Origin of the sequence: Leptospira sanjuanensis, from assembly GCF_022267325.1 — a bacterium.
Classification (GTDB): Bacteria; Spirochaetota; Leptospiria; order Leptospirales; family Leptospiraceae; genus Leptospira; species Leptospira sanjuanensis.
The window spans coordinates 1,052,240-1,069,042 of sequence record NZ_JAIZBG010000001.1; the positions used below are offsets into that span (position 1 = coordinate 1,052,240).

Here is a 16,803-nt window from a genome sequence, read left to right on the forward strand (position 1 = left end):
CTTAATCCGCCCAAGCCACGAAGATTTCTCTCGGACCGGAAAACGGATGTCTTCCGTGGGAAACCGTATAGTTGTCGATTACCAATACGTCTCCGTTTTGCCAAGAAAACAGGGAGATATTGTTCCAGAAGGCTTCCTGTATCTGCTGGAGCTCGGTGGTAGAAATTTCCTGGCCGTCTCCATAAGAGCAATTCGTATCTAAATATTCCTTTTTTGTGGTGATCTTCTTTAAGAAAGTTAGAATTTCGAGCGCGATCCCGACGAAAAATCCGCGGATCGTTTTTTGACGCGCGAAGATTCTCCAATATTCTTTCCGCGCCGCGTCGATATGGAACACCTGCGAATGATTGTGCCAAGCCGAGGATTTGAATTCCGGATGTTTACGAATCGCTAATGTGGTATTGACGAGTCTCAGATTGTCTTCTCCGTACCATTCCACGTTGAAGTTTTGTTTTTTGGATATCTTTTCCACTTCTGCGCGATCGGTGGTCTGAAACATTTCGTCCCAGCGTTTCGTTTTCCAAAACTGAAAACGCGATTTGTTGGAAGGTCCGTCGTAAACTCTTGAATACCGGATTTTATTCGTTTCGAACTTATCGCGGATCGACTGCGGAACTTCCTGAAGTACCTTTCTTAAATCGGTGATCGGAGTTTCTCCGAATCGACCGGGAGCTTTGCCGCAATAGAAAAAAAGTTTCCGGGGAGGAGAATCGAGAAAGCTCATTTCCGCGTGCTGCATAATCGGATATGCGGGAGGAAGTTCGGTAGCGGTAAAGGCGTATTTCGTAACTTGATTGCGGGGAGAAGTTCCCAAGTAGTTATTCTTCAAGTTGGAATCCACGTTGAGGATCACGTCTTCGAAATCCTGAGGAGAAGCGACGTCGAATCCTCTAAAAAGAATCGCCCCGTATTGTTTGAGGTCTTCAGTTAACACGCGTTTGTTGGACCGGATCCATTGAATCAAAGCCTGTTTGCTTTTCTGTTCGGCGGTGTTCGGTTGATAAACGACGGGAAGCGGATTTTTAGAATCGATAAATCCTTTCGACAAGGAAGAAGCGGATTTTGATTTCGTATTTCGGACGGATGTCGTTTTAGATTTCGGTTTAGATTGGGTCTTACTTTTTGTCTTGGGTTTGGATAGAGTTTTGGTTGCCATGGCGAATAACGTCCCCCGAAAGTTTTCCAAATCGTATCTTGGAATGGATTTGGAAAAGGTCTTTTTTACCTACGATGAAGACCTTTCGTGGATTAGACGCAAGGAATATTTGTTATAGTGGATAAAAATTTAATAAAATAGAGGATGTTCTTTCTTTTCGATTGTGGGAACTCCTTCCAAAAAAGGAGATCTCTGACTTCGTTCAAGATCTTCTGCGTATTCACATCTTGTTGAACTTCTAAAATTTTTTTCATTGTGCATAAGATCCTTTGCCTTCGGGGGTTGGTTGCGGAGAAGGGGATAAACGCGCCGGTTAAGAATGCGACGCGTTTTACGGTTCGGTCGGCCGGAAAACTTCGTTTGCGGCGAAGTTCACTGCGGAAATTACATTAGAATAACGTTTTATTCTAAATTTCGATGCAGATTTTTCCGAAGTGTTTCCCCGACTTTAGCGATTCGTAAGCCTGAGGCGCTTCCTCGAATTTAAAGATTTGATCAATGACAGGTTTGATCTTGTTGGCTTCGACCGCCTTGTTCATATCTTCGAAGTTTCGTTTGCTTCCCACGATGATTCCTTGAATTCGAATTCCGTGCATCAGGATCGGAAACAGGGAGAGATTGTTGCTTTCTCCACCCGCTAAAACTCCGATCAGTGCGATCGTTCCCCAAGGTCTCGTGCAGGAGATCGATCTTTGCAGAGTTCCCGCGCCTCCGACTTCGATGATCAGATCCGCGCCTTTCTTGTTCGTGATCTTGCGAACTTCCTTATCCCAATCCGGTTTTTCGTTGTAGTTGATGACTTCGTCCGCGCCGAGTGCTGTGAGCTTTGCGAGTTTTTCGTTGCTGGAGGAAGTCGCGATGACCTTGATTCCCATCATTTTAGCGAATTGTAATGCGAATATGGAGACGCCCCCCGTTCCTTGAACGACGATCGTTCCTCCCGGTTGAATGTTTCCGTGTGTGACGATTGCGGTGTAAGCGGTGAGCGCGGCGCAAGGGAGAGTGGATGCTTCCGCAAAGGAAAGATGTTCCGGCATGGGAACGATTCCTTGTTCTCCGAAAATTCTATATTCACTGAGAGTACCGTCGAGCGGACCTCCTAGAGTATTGCGCAACATATCGTTGTCCGGCGCTCCGTCGAGCCAGGTCTGCGCGAAGTTGGCGCAGATCTTGTCGCCGACTTTCCACTTCGTAACTCCCGGACCGATCTGTGCGATTTCTCCGGCTCCGTCCGAAAGAGGAACGAGAGGAAGTTTTTGTTTCGGATTGTATCTTCCGATCGCCATCAGATAATCCCTATAGTTCAAAGAGGCCGCTCTGAAACGGACGAGGACTTCTCCTTGTCCAGGAACCGGATCGGGACGTTCCGCGATTTTTAAATTCTCCAGGCCGAATTGATTTTGAACTTCGTAAACTCTCATGAGAGGATCAAATTTTCGAACGGACTTTAAGAAAACCATTTTTTGATTTCGAAAGAATCGATCGATTTCGCGGGACCGACGTCGTCTAAGCTATGAGAATCAGCTTCTCTTTTTCTGATTGCTCGCGGAGGCGTTTTGGAAAAGCTGGGAAGTGAGTTTATGAGCAGCGTTGCGGAAGTTCAAAAAGAAATCGTTTCCGAATTTTCGGAATGCACCGATTGGCAGGAACGTTATCAACTGTTGATCGAGATGGGGGACGAACTCGGTTCGCTTCCCGATGAGGCCAAAACTCCCGAGCGTTTGGTTCCCGGTTGTCAGTCCCGCGTTTGGATCGTCTCCGAAGAAAAGGAAGGCAAGATCGAGTTTCAAGCCGACAGCGATTCCGCAATCACGCGCGGTATGATCGCTCTTTTGATCCGCGTTTTTTCGGGAAGAACCCGCGAGGAAATCAAAACCGCTTCTTTGGAATTTTTAAAAGAGATCGGTCTCGACAAACATCTTTCCATGTCTCGCAGAAACGGTCTCTATTCGATGGTCAACATTCTTCGGAATAGTTGAACGCGAAACGATCTCGTTCGTCGCTCGCGGATTTTGAATTTCGTTTAACAATTTAGACTTCGATTTTCGAGGACGGTTGTGCGCCTTCAAACGTTCCGTCAGATGATTTCCGGACGGTCGGGAAGTTCGTTCGGGTTTTGTTTTCCGGGCGGGAAATGTTCCTGCAAAAGTTTTGTAAACGATTCGATCGCAGCGAGAATGCTTTCGAGATACGAACCGGATCGGAACCCATCCTGCATTTTGCCGCAGATTTCGTCTAACGTGTTTTGTCCGACCTTTTTGTAGATTCCGCGGTCGGCGAGCAATTCTATCCTTCGATCGATGAGTTGAACGTAGATCAGAATCCCCGTGTTTTCTTCCGTATCCCAGACCCTTTTTTCGGAAAATAGTTCCGCCGCTCTTCGTTTTGCGTCCAGACCGAACAAAACTCTGGAAACGGGAAGAGCCGATTCCAAGATCACTTTGATTTCTCCCTTATGCGAACTTTCGGATTTGGAAACGGCGGATTCGATTCTTTTTAAATCCTCCGCGCTGAAATACCGTTTGAATCGATGGGTTTTCGATTTGTCCGCGGTAAAGGAAAAAAGGGAGAAGATAGATTCCAGCCAATGATTCAGAATTCTTTGCAGAAGAGAAGGTTCGGATGTATATTGCTTTATCATACTATTTGAATCCTTTTTACCAGCTTCCCGAGGCGCCTCCGCCCCCGGACGATCCGCCTCCGCCGCTCCAAGAGCTTCCTCCTCCCGAAGAACCCCAGGACGAACCGCCTCCTCCAATTCCGCCTCCGTTTGCGAGAACGAAAAACCAGAGTAAGAGCGCACCCGGAATCAACAACCAAAGAGTGATGGACCAAAACAAACCGAGGATCACGAAGATGACGGCTCCGAATCCTCCGGAAAATCCGTTACCGAACATCAGCCCGAACAATTTTCCGAGAATGACAAGAATGATGAATGCTGTTACGAGTTTATTCGGAAGTTCCGGTTCGAAATCCCCGTCGCCGGAAGAGGTCGAATCGGAACCCGCGACTTTACCGCTCGCGGCGGGGAGTTCTTCGCCGTCGATCTTTGCGATGAGCGCGTCGATCGCGTCCGAAATTCCTTCGTAGTAATTTCCGTCGCGAAACCGGGGGATCATATAATCTTCTATGATTCGTTTTGCGATTACGTCGGGAACCGCGCCTTCTAATCCGTATCCGACTTCGATCTTCGTTTTATGGTCTCCGATCGCGACCACGATCAGAATTCCGTCGTCGATTCCTTTGCGTCCGAGTTTCCAAGCTTCGAAGGTTTTGACGGCGTATTCCTCCACGGTCCAATCGAGAGTGGAGCCGACGACAAGAACCGCGATCTGACTTCCTTTTCTTTTTTCAAAGGCGACTAACGTGGAGGTTAGAATCGCCTTTTGTTTGTCGGTGAGCGTCGACGTCGTGTCCGTGATCTGCGTACGCAGCGGGGGAACGACGGGATCCTCCGCTTTCCATTCTTCCCTTAAGAGAAAAACGGAAAAGTTTCCCGTTTTTAAAGTCCAACCCGCGCTAAACGCGAAAAGTCCGATAAAGAAAAGGATTCCGAATTTCAACCGGATCATATTCAAAATTTTTAAAATTTAACTTCGGGCGGTTTGGAGATTTCCTTTTCGTTTTCGACCGTAAACGAAGGTTTTACGTCGAATCCGAAAAGTTTTGCGGTGAGATTGCTCGGAAATTTTCGGATGGTACTATTGTATTTTTGCACCGCTTGGATGTATCGGTTGCGCGCCACGGTGATTCTATTTTCCGTTCCTTCGAGCTGTGCCTGCAAGTCCCGAAAGTTTTCGTTGGATTTCAACTGAGGATAATTTTCCGCAACAACGAGCAAACGGGAAAGAGCGGATGTCATCTGTGCCTGCGCCTGTGCATATTTTTTGAAAAGTTCCGGATTGTTCAGAGTCTTTTCGTCCGCTTGAATCGAACCGACTCCGGCTCTGGCTCGGGTCACTTCGGTTAACACTTTTTCTTCCTGAGCCGCGTATCCTTTCACGGTGTTGACCAAGTTCGGAATCAAATCGGCTCTTCTTTGATATTGGTTCAAAACCTCGGCCCAAGACGCAGTGACGGCCTCGTCTTCTTCCTGGATCGCGTTATATCCGCAGTTGGTGGAACCCAAGACCGCGAGTGTGAAAGTAATCGCCAAAAACAACTTGGTTGGAATTTTCGTTTTCAAGAAATTTCTTTCTCCTGTAGAGGTGTAATTCTTTTACGATTAGACCCCGATCGTAAATCGAATTTTCATTCTTCAAAACGGAAAATCTTCTTCTATATCCGTAAAATCGTTCCCGTCCGTTTCGCCGACGGGAGAATTTGTTTCGGATTTTTTTTCAAGGTTGTGTTCGGAAAGACTTAAAGAAAGATAATTCTTTCCCGTGGCCGATTTTCGAATCCAACCCGCCAGGCGATAGGTTTTCCCTTCGAGGAGCACCTTGCCCGTGTAATCCGGTTGTGTTTCCTTTTCCTTGGTTGCATTACTAAAGAGACTTCCTTTTTTTTCTTTGAGTGCGTATTCCGCCATATTCGATTCTCCCTTTGCGGTCGTTTAAGCCGCTTCCCTTGCTTTGCGAACTGCTTCTTTTTCGAGCGCTCTTTTGCGGATTTCTTCGATGAGTTTGTCCGCGAGAATTTCCGCGATCGCTTCGATTCTTTCATCCATCCATTCTTGATTCATTGTGGTTTGCATTGTGTTGCCTCCGATCTGAGATTTTAGAATACGATTTCCCCCGGACAAAAAGCCGAATCTACGAGGCAGGTTCGGCGTTTTTTGCGATTTTTTTTTCGAATCGGAGAACGGATTTCCCGGATTTCTTTGATAAAACCTTTGACCTTTATCGCCGACGGAAAGAATAAAGGGCGGATTTTCGGTGACTACGTTATGCGGATAAAATCGGATTCTTTAGAACTGGAGCGATATCGGGAATTCTTCCTGAGCAGCGCCGAAGGAATCTGGTGTTTTGATCTCGATCAGCCTCTCGATACGAAACAAAATGAAACGAATCAGCTAACGCATCTCCTAACGCACGCTAGACTGACGATCTGCAACGATTCCATGGCGAGAATGTACGGATATTCCGCACCTTCCGAAGTGATCGGCCGGACCCTTTCGCAGCTCGTTCTGTCCGATTCTCCCGAGGAGCTGGAGCCGTATTACGCGTTTATCCGCGCGCAATACAATATGAAGGATTTTGAATCCAAGGAATCCGATCGGTTCGGAAACCGGAAATACTTTCTAAACAGCGTCGTCGGCGTCGTGAAGGGGGGAAAACTCGTTCAGATTTGGGGATCGCAAAGAGACATCACCCCTTTGAAACGATCCGAGGATCAACTCAAGTATTCCCTTTTTTTACAGAGCAATCTCACCGAAATCTCCAAAAGTTTCATCACGCTTCCTCCGATGGAGTTGGACGTCGCGATCCGCAACTCGATCGAAAAGGCAGGGAGAATCTGCGACGCGGACCGAGCCTATATTATAGAATACTCAAATACTCATAAATATCTTTCCAACACGTACGAATGGTGCCGCGAAGGAATCCCTTCTCAGCTTCCGTACTTCCAGAATATTCCCGTACAAAATCTTCCCGCCGATCGTTTCGAACAGATACGAAAGGACGGATACATCGCGTTCAATTCCGTCGAAGAAATCGAACGGGAGAATTCTTTCCTGAGCGAGTTGATTCTTCCGAGAGGAATCCGATCGCTGCTCATCATCCGCTTGACATACGAAGGAAAGGAAATCGGTTTTTTCGGAATCGATATGGTGCGGGAGGATCGGACTTGGACCGAAGAGGAGATATCCATTCTCGGTTTGATCGGCGACTTGATCGTCCTTGCTTTCGATCGCAAAGAAAAAGAAGGAACCTTAAACGCATTTTACGATCGGATGCACTACGATCTCGAACTCGGAAGACTTACGCAACGATCCCTTGTCGATCGAACCTTTCCCGATTCGAAATACTTCCGCATGGAAACATACTTCCGTCCGTTTGAAAAAGTAGGCGGGGACGTGATCAGCACGATCGAAAACGAGGACGGAAGCATCGACATTTTGTTTGCGGACGTTTCGGGTCACGGGATTTCATCCGCGATGGTTTCGGGAATGGTCGTGATTTCGTTTAAGAATTCTTCCCGAATCGGATTGTCTCCCGCCGAGGGACTCATTCGAATCGTAGAAGATCTCAAACCTCTCGTAGTCGATCATCATATCTCCGCTGTGCGCGTGAAGTATATTCCCGAATCGAAACGTTTGGTTTATTCGTATGCGGGACATCCTCCGATTCTTTTGTTTCGAGACGGAAAACGGATCGAACTCGACGGGATGAATCTTCCTCTTCTTGCGTTTGAAGGGGCGCAGTATTACGATCAATCCATCGATCTTTTACACGGGGATCGGGTCGTATTCTTTTCGGACGGGATGTACGAGATCTTTGACGCCCAGGGAGAACTTTTGGATCTTCCCGGTTTGATCTCGATCCTTGAAGAATATCTCGCGACGGAATCCATCGAAGATTATATCGAATTGATCGTATCGGATCTATTCGCCTATTCGGGCGGAAACTTTGGAGATGATATCGCCTTAATGATTTTGGATATTTATTAAACGAAGAATCGATTCTTTCTTTCGAAATCGCAGCTTGATTTTTATAGATAGCCTCTTTTTCGCAACGGGAGAATGTAGGATCTCCTTCTCCTTCGAAAACGAATCGGCTTCTTAAACGATTTCGCAATAAAACGATCTACTTTATAACCTGGCAGGATTGGCCACAAGGAAGGAACTATAATTCTCATAACAAAGGAAATTACCTTTTTATGAATCGATTTATGGTTTTGATCCGGCTCATCGCCGGAATCTTTCTTTTTACTTTTTGTTCTGAAGCGGAACGGATCAGCATCGACGCCTCTTCCAGCGCAGGATTATTGTTTCAGGGCGGGGTAGAAGTTTTTCGAATTCAAAACGGCTTCGGACCCGATTCCAAAGAAATCACTTCGTTTCGATTCAACGCGGCAGAAAACTCGTTTGCCACCGACTTTGTCGGAGAAATTTCAGGAACGCAGATCACGGTTTCCGTTCCGTTCGGCGCCATTCGTCGTTTGAAGGCGACCTTTGTAAACACGGGCGCGGCGGTTCAGATCAACGGAGTTTCGCAGACGAGCGCACAAACCGAAAACGATTTCAGTTCTTCTCTTGTATATCGTGTTACCGCAAAGAGCGGTAGTTTTGCCGATTATTCCGTGAACGTAATTCCGACATTTCGTCTAACGGACGCGGGACAAACGAATTGTTTAACCACTTGCGCGGCCGCTCCCGGTCAAGATGCGGAGTATTCCAAGGGTGTTCCTTCTTCGTTTCAGTCCAATGTCGTCTTAAACGGGTATTCTCCCCAACCCGTTACGTTCGATCGTCAGACCGGACTAACTTGGCAATATTGTCCGGGCGGAGGAACGGGCGGCACTTCTTGTACGACGACTTATTATTATATACAACCTGCCGCGGTCGCTTATTGTAACGATTTGAATTCTATGAATTCCGGAGCGGGATATGCGGGACTGCAAGGTTGGAGATTGCCGAGCATCGAAGAATTGATGACCTTAAGCACGAATGCCGCACCGACGAGCGGCGCTTATATCGACCTTTCCCACTTTCCGAATGGAACGGGAGGATTCTGGTCCTCTTCTACGAACCAAACGAACGTCGCGCAAGTTTGGGGATTCAATTTCATAAGCGGAGTCAACTTTTCACATGATAAAGTCGCAGGAAGCAATCGTGTCCGCTGCGTTTCCGGAGCTGCGATTCCTTCTCCATCGTTTACGGATTTGAACGACGGATCGGTTCGTGACAATCGGACTGGTCTTGTTTGGCAAAAATGTTCCATCGGACAAGTTTGGACATCGGGTTCCACACAGTGTACGACTGGAATCGTCTCAAGCCAAAACTTTGCCGCGGCTTTGAACGCTTGCGAAACCTCAACGGTAGCGGGGCGTTCTTGGAGACTCCCGAACGTCAACGAATTACGAAGTTTACTGGACTTTTCCTCGTCGACTTCGGATGCAAAGATCGATCTTAGCTTTTTTCCGAACACTCTCGCATCGTCGATTTACGGTACGAGCAATTCGATTCCGGGAGGAGGGCAGGTTCAACGGGTTCGTTTTGGCGATGCGATGATCGATTTGGCTTCTTCCGCTACGAACAATTATACCCGTTGTGTTTCCGATTGAATTTGATTGCGTAAGTCGTAACTCTTCCTTTTATTTTGCGATCGTTTTCGGTTTTTCTCCGAAAACGCGTTGACCCCTCCTGAACGTTAGTTTGTTTTATAAAAAAATCTTAGAACGATTCTCCTTTGGATCCTTCTAATAGATAAGACAAACCTTATGCGCTCCCTAATTCGCAGTTTCTGGATTTCTTCCGCATTGATTTTGATTTCATGTGCGCAAGCCGACAAGATCAGTTTTGATTCTTCTTCGAACGCCGGACTTTTACTGCAAAGCGGTTTGGGAATCATCCGTAATCTCGGATCGGGAACCGCATTTTCTTCGTTTTCCTTTTCGGCTCAGGAGAATTTTCTTTCCCAAGATTATCCCACCGTCATCAACGGAACGAATATTACCGCAACGGTTCCGTACGGAGTCGTCGCCCGACTTAGACCGACGTTTTCTGTGTCCGCCGACGCGACCGTTAAGGTCGGACAAACGACTCAGATCAGCGGAGTCAATTGGAATGATTTTTCAAATCCGGTGACGTATTCCGTCGTTGCCGGCAACGGAACCGAACAAAATTATACGGTTTCCGTTTCCGTTACGAACCCGATCACGGACGCGGGGCAAAAGATTTGTTACGACGGAACTTTGAATTCGATTGCTTGCGGCGGTACCGTTCATCCGAATCAAGATGCGGATTTTCAAAACGGACCGCAGGCTTCGTTCGTTAAAACCGTCTTTCCCGAATACCCGTCTCAGCCCGTGATTCACGATAAGATCGCAGGACTCGCTTGGAAACATTGTCCCGAAGGAACGAATCCGGTCGATTGCAGCGGAACGAATTCTCAATATTCCTATGCAAGTGCGGTTGCCGCCTGCGACGCGTTAAACGCAGGTAACGGTTACGCGGGTTATAAGTCCTGGAGAATTCCGTCTATTCAAGAATTGTATTCGATTTCCACATACGAGAATCCGACTCCGAGCCCGTATCTCGACGTTACATTCTTTCCGAATTCTTCCCAAACGTTTTGGTCCGGGACCGCGGTTGCGACTCCGGGTTCGAGTCGATGGACGTTTAATTTTGCGCAGGGAACTTCGAGCAATCTTTCCGAAACCGGATCGCTTCCAGTGCGTTGTGTCGTAAGCGGTGCGTTTCCCGCAAAACAATTCGTGGACATGGGAGACGGAACGATTCTGGAAAAAACCTCCAATCTCCGTTGGGCTCAGTGTTCGTACGGACAATCGGGAACGAATTGTTCGAGCGGAACGTTAACCAACATTGCGCGTCAGGCGGGATTGCAATTCTGTGCGAACATCGCCACAAGCGACGGAAAACCTTGGAGACTTCCGAACGTTCACGAGCTTCGTTCGATCGTCGAATACGGATTTACCGTAGGAAACGGAGTTCTTGACACCGCGTATTTTAAGAATAATCCCGTGAACGTGACCTATCTCACGAGCAGCGCTAATCCGGACCCTTCCAATAAGAATTTGTTTCTTCTGGATTTCGTTTACGGTCCGATTTCTTTGAGTTCCTTTTTGGCTACTACCGCGGCGATCCGCTGCGTCAAAGACGGACCATAATTTTAGTATATTCTAATGTTTTAGTTCATCGTGATTTCGGCATTGTTCGCGTCTCGGGAATCTTCTTCGCTTTGACTTTTTCGGTTCGATGCGGCTCCGTTTGCCGCAGCAGTTCCGTTTGGAGCGGGCGCTGATTCTTTTTGAGTCGTTTCCGATTTTTTCTTTCCGATGGAAAGAACTCCCGCCAACACCAAAATCGTTCCGGCCATTCCGGAGGAAGTGATGGGTTCTCCTAAAAAAATCCATGCGAGCAGGATCGTAGACATCGGGCCGACAGAGCCGACGATCGCGGCTCTTCCCGAACCGATCATCCGAATTCCTTCCGTCGTAAAGTAGGCGGGGATTACGGTCGTCAAAACTCCTAGCGCCAGTCCGTATAAGTAAACGGGTACGGGTTGTAGGAGCGCCGCCGGATTCTTTACGATAAAGAAATGAATCACCACGATCAAACCGGACAAAAGCATAAGATACGAAGTAAAACGGACCGAACCTAATTTAGGAATCAAGGATTCGCTTCCTACGAGATACAAAGAATAGGCGACGGCGGATGCGAATACGAGCAGAACTCCCTTGCTCGCTTGCGGGCCTTCCGTTTGAATATCTCCGATAAATGCGATCGCGATTCCAGAATAGGTAAGAAGAATCGCGAACACTTCCACGGTCTTGATCTTTCTTTTGTAGAGCAAGGAACTGATCACGAGAACGATCGTGGGATAAACGAATAAGGTAAGTCTTTCCAATCCCGCGGAAATATATTCCAAACCCATAAAGTCGAATAAACTCGCGAGATAATATCCCAAGAACGCGAGCGCAAAGATGAATGCGATATCCTTTTTGGAAAGAGCGGTCGAGGAATTCGAATTTCCCGAGCGATACGCGATCCAAGCGAAGAACGGGATCGCAAACAACATTCTAAGAGCGAGCGCGGTGATCGAATCGATTTCGTATCGATATACGAGTTTGACGAAGATCGCTTTTGCGGAAAAGAAAACCGCTCCCGCGAGTACGAGCGCCGCTCCTAAAAAAGGTTTCCATCTGGGTTCCGGGGCTTCCATAAAACCATGACTTATTCCCAGGGGCTTTTAAGAAAGATATTTCCGTCCTCATCGACGGAAGGGAAGAATTGAATTCCGGATTCCGCATTCTTTCGTTTTAATTCTTTGATCTTTCGGATTTGAACGTAACAATCGCTGAGAAAGAAAGCGTGTCCGCATCCGAGAAGATGATACCCTTCGTGGATCAGAGTGCCGTTTGAACCGCCCGCCATCCAATGCGATAGAGTTCTTGTTTGTCCGAGAATATAACCTCTCGTTCCGGTTTTTGTTTCCACGGCTCCTAAAACCTGAAAGCTGGGAATTCCCAAAAACGCCAAAAAGATTCCGACTAGTTCGAACGCGGTATCGCTGAACTTTCCGCCCGCGACTGCCAGAAGACGATCGCATCGGCTCGGAAGCGCCGCGGCAAAAACCCGATCCATGATCGCCATTCCGGTCCAGCCGGGACGTTCCCAATCCTGGACTTCGCTTAACAAAACACGGATTTTATAATATTCTAATTCTTGGTTCCAGGCTCCGATCAGTTCGATCAATTCCTCCTTGGAAACCTTCACGTCCTTCCAGACGCAGAGACGAAGCGTTTCCTCCTTTCCGAAGTCGATTTCCCTCCGTACGGCTTCCCGGTGAAAGCCGACCGTCGTACAGGAAAACTGAACCGCGCAGAAAAGGATGAGAAACGCTTTTTTCAGTCGTAAAATTCCTTATTTGGAATCGGGAATTCTGTGCATCCAAAGCGAAAAGAGCGCTCCGGTCGCAAACATGATCAAACTGTAAATCGCCGAAGGCACGGCCATCGCCGGATTTTTCAGGATCGAACTCGCGATCGCGATTCCGAGGGTTCCGTTTTGAATCCCCACTTCGATCGTGATGGAAGTTCTCTGCGATTGAGTGACTCTCATGATCGTCGCGCCGATAAATCCCAATACCATCGTAATCAGGTTCAACGCGAGGGAAGCGGGACCGACTTGGATGAAATAGGGAATGATGTTGTTGCGTTCGCGGATGATCGCTCCTGCGATGATCAAAACGAGAAAAACTCCGGAAAGAATCTTGACCGTCTTTTCGAACTTCCGAGACAACTCCGGTTTTTTCGCGTTGAGAATCATACCGAGCGTTACCGGTAAAACGGTGATCAAAAAGATCTGGAGAATGGTTCTCGGAATATCCAGTTCGATCATTTGACCCGCGCCTAAAAAATGATGCATAGAAACGTTCAGAAGAAACGGGATGGAAAGAACGGTGACGCAGCTTGTGATTGCGGTTAACGTGATCGAAAGCGCCACGTCTCCTTTCGCCAAGTGTGTGATTAAATTCGAAGTCGCGCCGCCCGGACAAAGCGCGAGAAGCATCAGTCCCACGGCGAGTTCTCCGGGAAGACCGGCAACGCTGGCGATGATCCAGCCGGTGATCGGCAAAAGCAGAAGCTGCAACGTAAGACCGGTTATCACGGCCTTGGGAAGAACGAAAATTCTTTTGAAGTCGGCGATCGTAAGAGTCATCCCCATTCCGAGCATGATAATGCCTAACGCGATCGGGAGAAATACGTCTGTCAGCAAATTGGATTCCATAGTGAACGACCTATTTTTTTGTTTCGAACTCTATATTGAATTTCGAATATCCAGTCCAGAGTAATTTTCCGATTTCGTAAATTTTACGTTTCGATTTTTCCTTTTATCGAACGATTGAACGAAAAATTTGGAAATAAATTTCCGATTTTCCGTTGTAGGATAGGAAAAACGATGAGAAACTTAAAAATCATTTATACCGCGCTTGTAATCGGCTTAGTCGTGTTCGGCGGATTTTTCGTGTTTCTTGCAAACTCGAACGGAACTCTTCCGAGCGATCTGAGCGGAATCATTTTGGCGGTAACGGTTTTCCTGTTGCCGATCGCCTGGTATGTTCCTCTGTTCTTCGCCAAAAGGAAGATGATTCAGGATGATTTGGGACCGAAGGAAAAATTCGTTTCGTATTCTCAGTCTAAAATTCTTTCCGCGATGTTTGCGGAAGCGGGTTATACGATCAACGGGGTGTTCTATTTCGTGACTTCCGATTCGATTCATTGGATCGGAATGGGAGTTTTCTTCGTTGCGATGCTTCTTTTGTTTCCGAGAGGTAAAGAATTCTCCAGCCTTTATAAATCCACTGAATTTCCGCCGTAACGGTCGTTCCGTCCGGGTTTAAAAAAAGAGGTGATGAATTTCCGAATTCCGAAAATTCTCGTGTTGCATGGCAGAAAATTCTAACTTGAACGGAAAACAATCGTTCAAAAGAAAGTTTTTAATTTGGTTGATTCCGTTCTTAGTCGTCAATCTGCAGAGACTCATCGGTCTTACGTCCCGCCGAGTCAATATCGGAGACGAAGGTCTCGTTAAACTCCGAAAGGAAAAAAAGCCTTACATTCTTTCCATCTGGCATACGAACGTTCTTTATTCTCCCTATCTCAATAAGAACGCGGGTGCGGCCGTTTTGATTTCCGAATCCAAGGACGGGGATTTTATCAACGAAGTCGTGCATCGTTTCGGCAATTACAGCATTCGGGGAAGTTCTTCCAAGGGCGGTTCCAAAGCTCTCAAAGCCTTATTCGTTCATCTCAAAAAAAATCTTCCCGCTGCGATCACACCCGACGGTCCGAGAGGTCCGGCCTTTGTGGTGCAGCCCGGTCTGATCGCCTGCGCTCAGGTTTCCCAAATCCCGATCGTTCCGATGCACTATGAATGTACGCGTCAGTGGATCGCGGAAAAAGCTTGGGACAAACATAGAATTCCGAAACCCTTCACGACCTTCGTAGTTTCCTACGGCGAACCGATTTTCATTCCGAAAAAACTCGACGAAAAAGGGTTCGAGGAAGCTCGCTTAAACGTGGAAAAAGCGATGATGGAAAACCGTCAACGGGCGATCGACAAAGCGGAAGAATTGAGAAATCAATAATATTCTAATTTTCTTTCGCGTGTTCCTTTAGGATCCGCTTGACTTCGAGAAACGTGGGCAAGTGGTTTTGAACCGAATGCTCGGATTCGATCAACATTTCCGATTCGGGATGATCCAGATGAGAACTTTCATACGGAACCACCGAGTCGCTGATCCAATCCAGATCCGCGAGTTTGGAATTTCCGATGATGGAATGGAATTTCACCTGCGGTTTCAGGTTTCCGGTCACTTTCATAAACAGACTTTTGGGTGCGAGTCCGTCGACTCCGTAAACTCCGGCGACCAATTCTCCCTTTTTGTGGGTCGCGTTTAAGAACGCATATCCGTACTCTATTTTTTTTAGGACTTCCTTCGGTAGCCGAAAGACGAACCGAGCGATGGTTCCGAAAATTCCTTCCGCGAGATTGGAGCCTCGGTGCGGTGTCGCAATGAACACGGCTCTTTTGACGAAAGGAACCGGTTTGAACTCCAGAACCTTTTTGATTTCTTTGCGGGATTCTTCGTTCAAGGAATCGAATACGCTGTGCGGGATCTCGGCGGCCGCCATCCATTCTTCCACGCTGCTTTCGGTGACGGCGAGTTTGGCGACGAGCCCGCCCATGCTGTGACCGATCAGAACGGCTCGATCGAAATTCTTATTTTCGTTTTTAGGATCGTATGTTTTGCGTAAATCATATAACGTTTCTCTAAAGTCCGCCGCGGAAAAAACCATGGGCATCGCGGTCGGATACCAATAAACGCAGAATTGATACTTCTCCTTGATGGCGGGATCGGACAGAAGTTCGTTGATCATCGGAAACCAAATGAACGGAGAAGAAGCGAGTCCGTGCAGAAACACGACCGGAATTTTTTTCTTGTGATAGGGATAAACGAGATACAAACCTTTTCTCGTGATCGCCGTTTCTCCGTCAAAAACGGAAAGCAGATCGTCGCGTTGTTGCGCGATCGTCAGCATGTAGGCGAGCGGAGTGGTCGTATCACTTTCCAAAGGAAGATCCATTCCGTCCAACTGAATGCGATCCCGAAACACGGGATCGTAGACATGAATCTTCGCTTTCAGATTCATTAAATCACGATTTCCTAAATAAGATTCCTCTAAACTAAGGAACGCGGTTGCGGGATACGCTTGTCCGACTCCGGCGATGAATTCGTATTTGGTCCGTTCCGTATGCGATCCGTCTTCGGGGAACTTCCGGTTTAGAATCAGAGGCGTTCCGATTCCGTATTTGCTGATGTGATTGGAAAACCCTTTGACGCGATAGTCGTAGGCGACTTCCACTTGCAGGAAATTCTGCGGACTCCAAGCGGATTCGGTTTCCGCACCGATCATCTCCAGGGTCCCCCGGATCAAAGGAAGGTTTAAGTCGGTGATGCTTGCAAGTTTGCGGTTCTTTTTCGCATAACGAACCAGCTGTGCGAGCGATCGGTTGTAAGTAAGAAGCGCGAATCGGAATTCCGCCGAAAACGGATCGGGAGCGGGACTTGCCTTCTTATCGAACAGATAGGTGTACGCGTAAACCAAAGCGGACGCATACATCTTTGCGAACTGAGGATCTTCCCTATCCATTTCGTTTCCGGTTAGGTAACAGAGTTCGGAAAGGAAGTAGGAGAGTTCTCTCGACTTGTGTGCGAGAAGTAGGTTGTCCAAATCGTAGATGACGACTAACGGATCGCGTTCGAATTTTTCGAAGAGATCGTTGCTTTTTAAATACCGAGTCGTAAGTAGGCTGAGTTTGTTCGAGGAAACGCCGCTTCTGTTGACGAGTTTTTCCTGTTCGAATTGGGAATAAACGGAAGTGGAATACGTGGCGCAACTCAGTAAAGAAAACGAAAGGAGCATCGTCCAAAAAATAAATTTCATCAAGCGGAACC

17 protein-coding genes are annotated in these 16,803 nt (G+C 47.4%); 6 read left to right on the forward strand and 11 right to left on the reverse strand.

What is annotated here, in order from left to right:
• Window position 1: 1 nt before the first annotated feature.
• Window positions 2-1,156, reverse strand: coding sequence for a TauD/TfdA family dioxygenase (locus tag LFX25_RS04805; protein WP_238729225.1), 1,155 nt, complete (start codon window positions 1,154-1,156; stop codon window positions 2-4).
• Window positions 1,157-1,563: 407 nt separating this feature from the next.
• Window positions 1,564-2,577 (reverse strand): zinc-dependent alcohol dehydrogenase family protein, encoded by a 1,014-nt coding sequence (locus tag LFX25_RS04810; protein WP_238729226.1) that lies wholly within the window; start codon window positions 2,575-2,577, stop codon window positions 1,564-1,566.
• 159 nt (window positions 2,578-2,736) lie between these two features.
• On the opposite strand from LFX25_RS04810, the gene LFX25_RS04815 reads away from it, so the two are divergent.
• Entirely contained in the window at window positions 2,737-3,135 is a 399-nt protein-coding gene (locus LFX25_RS04815; RefSeq protein ID WP_238731506.1) for a SufE family protein, read from the forward strand.
• A 98-nt stretch (window positions 3,136-3,233) separates the two neighbouring features.
• On the opposite strand, the gene LFX25_RS04820 is transcribed toward LFX25_RS04815, so the two are convergent.
• The 5 genes from LFX25_RS04820 to LFX25_RS04840 form a co-directional block, all read right to left on the reverse strand.
• A complete protein-coding gene (locus tag LFX25_RS04820; protein WP_238729227.1) occupies window positions 3,234-3,797 on the reverse strand; it encodes a TPM domain-containing protein in 564 nt (187 codons plus the stop codon).
• 16 nt (window positions 3,798-3,813) lie between these two features.
• Entirely contained in the window at window positions 3,814-4,728 is a 915-nt protein-coding gene (locus tag LFX25_RS04825) for a TPM domain-containing protein (protein ID WP_238729228.1), read from the reverse strand.
• An 11-nt stretch (window positions 4,729-4,739) separates the two neighbouring features.
• Entirely contained in the window at window positions 4,740-5,342 is a 603-nt protein-coding gene (locus LFX25_RS04830) for a LemA family protein (RefSeq protein WP_238729229.1), read from the reverse strand.
• Window positions 5,343-5,414: 72 nt separating this feature from the next.
• Window positions 5,415-5,687, reverse strand: a complete 273-nt coding sequence (locus LFX25_RS04835; RefSeq protein WP_238729230.1) for a DUF736 domain-containing protein — start codon at window positions 5,685-5,687, stop codon at window positions 5,415-5,417.
• 24 nt (window positions 5,688-5,711) lie between these two features.
• Entirely contained in the window at window positions 5,712-5,852 is a 141-nt protein-coding gene (locus tag LFX25_RS04840; protein WP_238729231.1) for a hypothetical protein, read from the reverse strand.
• 192 nt (window positions 5,853-6,044) lie between these two features.
• On the opposite strand from LFX25_RS04840, the gene LFX25_RS04845 reads away from it, so the two are divergent.
• The 3 genes from LFX25_RS04845 to LFX25_RS04855 all read left to right on the forward strand — a co-directional run bounded on the left by LFX25_RS04845 (window position 6,045) and on the right by LFX25_RS04855 (window position 10,948).
• Complete coding sequence (locus tag LFX25_RS04845) at window positions 6,045-7,766, forward strand: SpoIIE family protein phosphatase (protein WP_238729232.1); 1,722 nt, start codon at window positions 6,045-6,047, stop codon at window positions 7,764-7,766.
• Between the two features lie 209 nt (window positions 7,767-7,975).
• A complete protein-coding gene (locus tag LFX25_RS04850) occupies window positions 7,976-9,382 on the forward strand; it encodes an Lcl C-terminal domain-containing protein (protein ID WP_238729233.1) in 1,407 nt (468 codons plus the stop codon).
• Between the two features lie 156 nt (window positions 9,383-9,538).
• The gene (locus tag LFX25_RS04855; protein WP_238729234.1) at window positions 9,539-10,948 is read left to right on the forward strand and encodes an Lcl C-terminal domain-containing protein; all 1,410 of its coding nucleotides are present in this window, start codon (window positions 9,539-9,541) and stop codon (window positions 10,946-10,948) included.
• A gap of 20 nt (window positions 10,949-10,968) precedes the next feature.
• Here the strand turns inward: LFX25_RS04855 and LFX25_RS04860 are convergent, their stop codons facing one another.
• From LFX25_RS04860 to LFX25_RS04870, 3 genes are all read right to left on the reverse strand, one after another.
• Window positions 10,969-12,003, reverse strand: coding sequence for a DMT family transporter (locus tag LFX25_RS04860; protein ID WP_238729235.1), 1,035 nt, complete (start codon window positions 12,001-12,003; stop codon window positions 10,969-10,971).
• 11 nt (window positions 12,004-12,014) lie between these two features.
• Window positions 12,015-12,557: a hypothetical protein gene (locus LFX25_RS04865; RefSeq protein WP_238729236.1), complete on the reverse strand. Its 543-nt coding sequence runs from the start codon at window positions 12,555-12,557 to the stop codon at window positions 12,015-12,017.
• 147 nt (window positions 12,558-12,704) lie between these two features.
• Window positions 12,705-13,571: a bile acid:sodium symporter family protein gene (locus LFX25_RS04870; protein WP_238729237.1), complete on the reverse strand. Its 867-nt coding sequence runs from the start codon at window positions 13,569-13,571 to the stop codon at window positions 12,705-12,707.
• 171 nt (window positions 13,572-13,742) lie between these two features.
• Here LFX25_RS04870 and LFX25_RS04875 point away from each other — a divergent pair, with 171 nt between their 5' ends.
• Window positions 13,743-14,162, forward strand: coding sequence for a hypothetical protein (locus LFX25_RS04875; protein WP_238729238.1), 420 nt, complete (start codon window positions 13,743-13,745; stop codon window positions 14,160-14,162).
• Window positions 14,163-14,229: 67 nt separating this feature from the next.
• Window positions 14,230-14,931, forward strand: coding sequence for a lysophospholipid acyltransferase family protein (locus tag LFX25_RS04880; protein ID WP_238729239.1), 702 nt, complete (start codon window positions 14,230-14,232; stop codon window positions 14,929-14,931).
• A 4-nt stretch (window positions 14,932-14,935) separates the two neighbouring features.
• Here the strand turns inward: LFX25_RS04880 and LFX25_RS04885 are convergent, their stop codons facing one another.
• On the reverse strand, window positions 14,936-16,792 hold the full coding sequence (locus tag LFX25_RS04885; protein WP_238729240.1) for an esterase/lipase family protein: 1,857 nt from the start codon (window positions 16,790-16,792) through the stop codon (window positions 14,936-14,938).
• Window positions 16,793-16,803 lie beyond the last annotated feature (11 nt).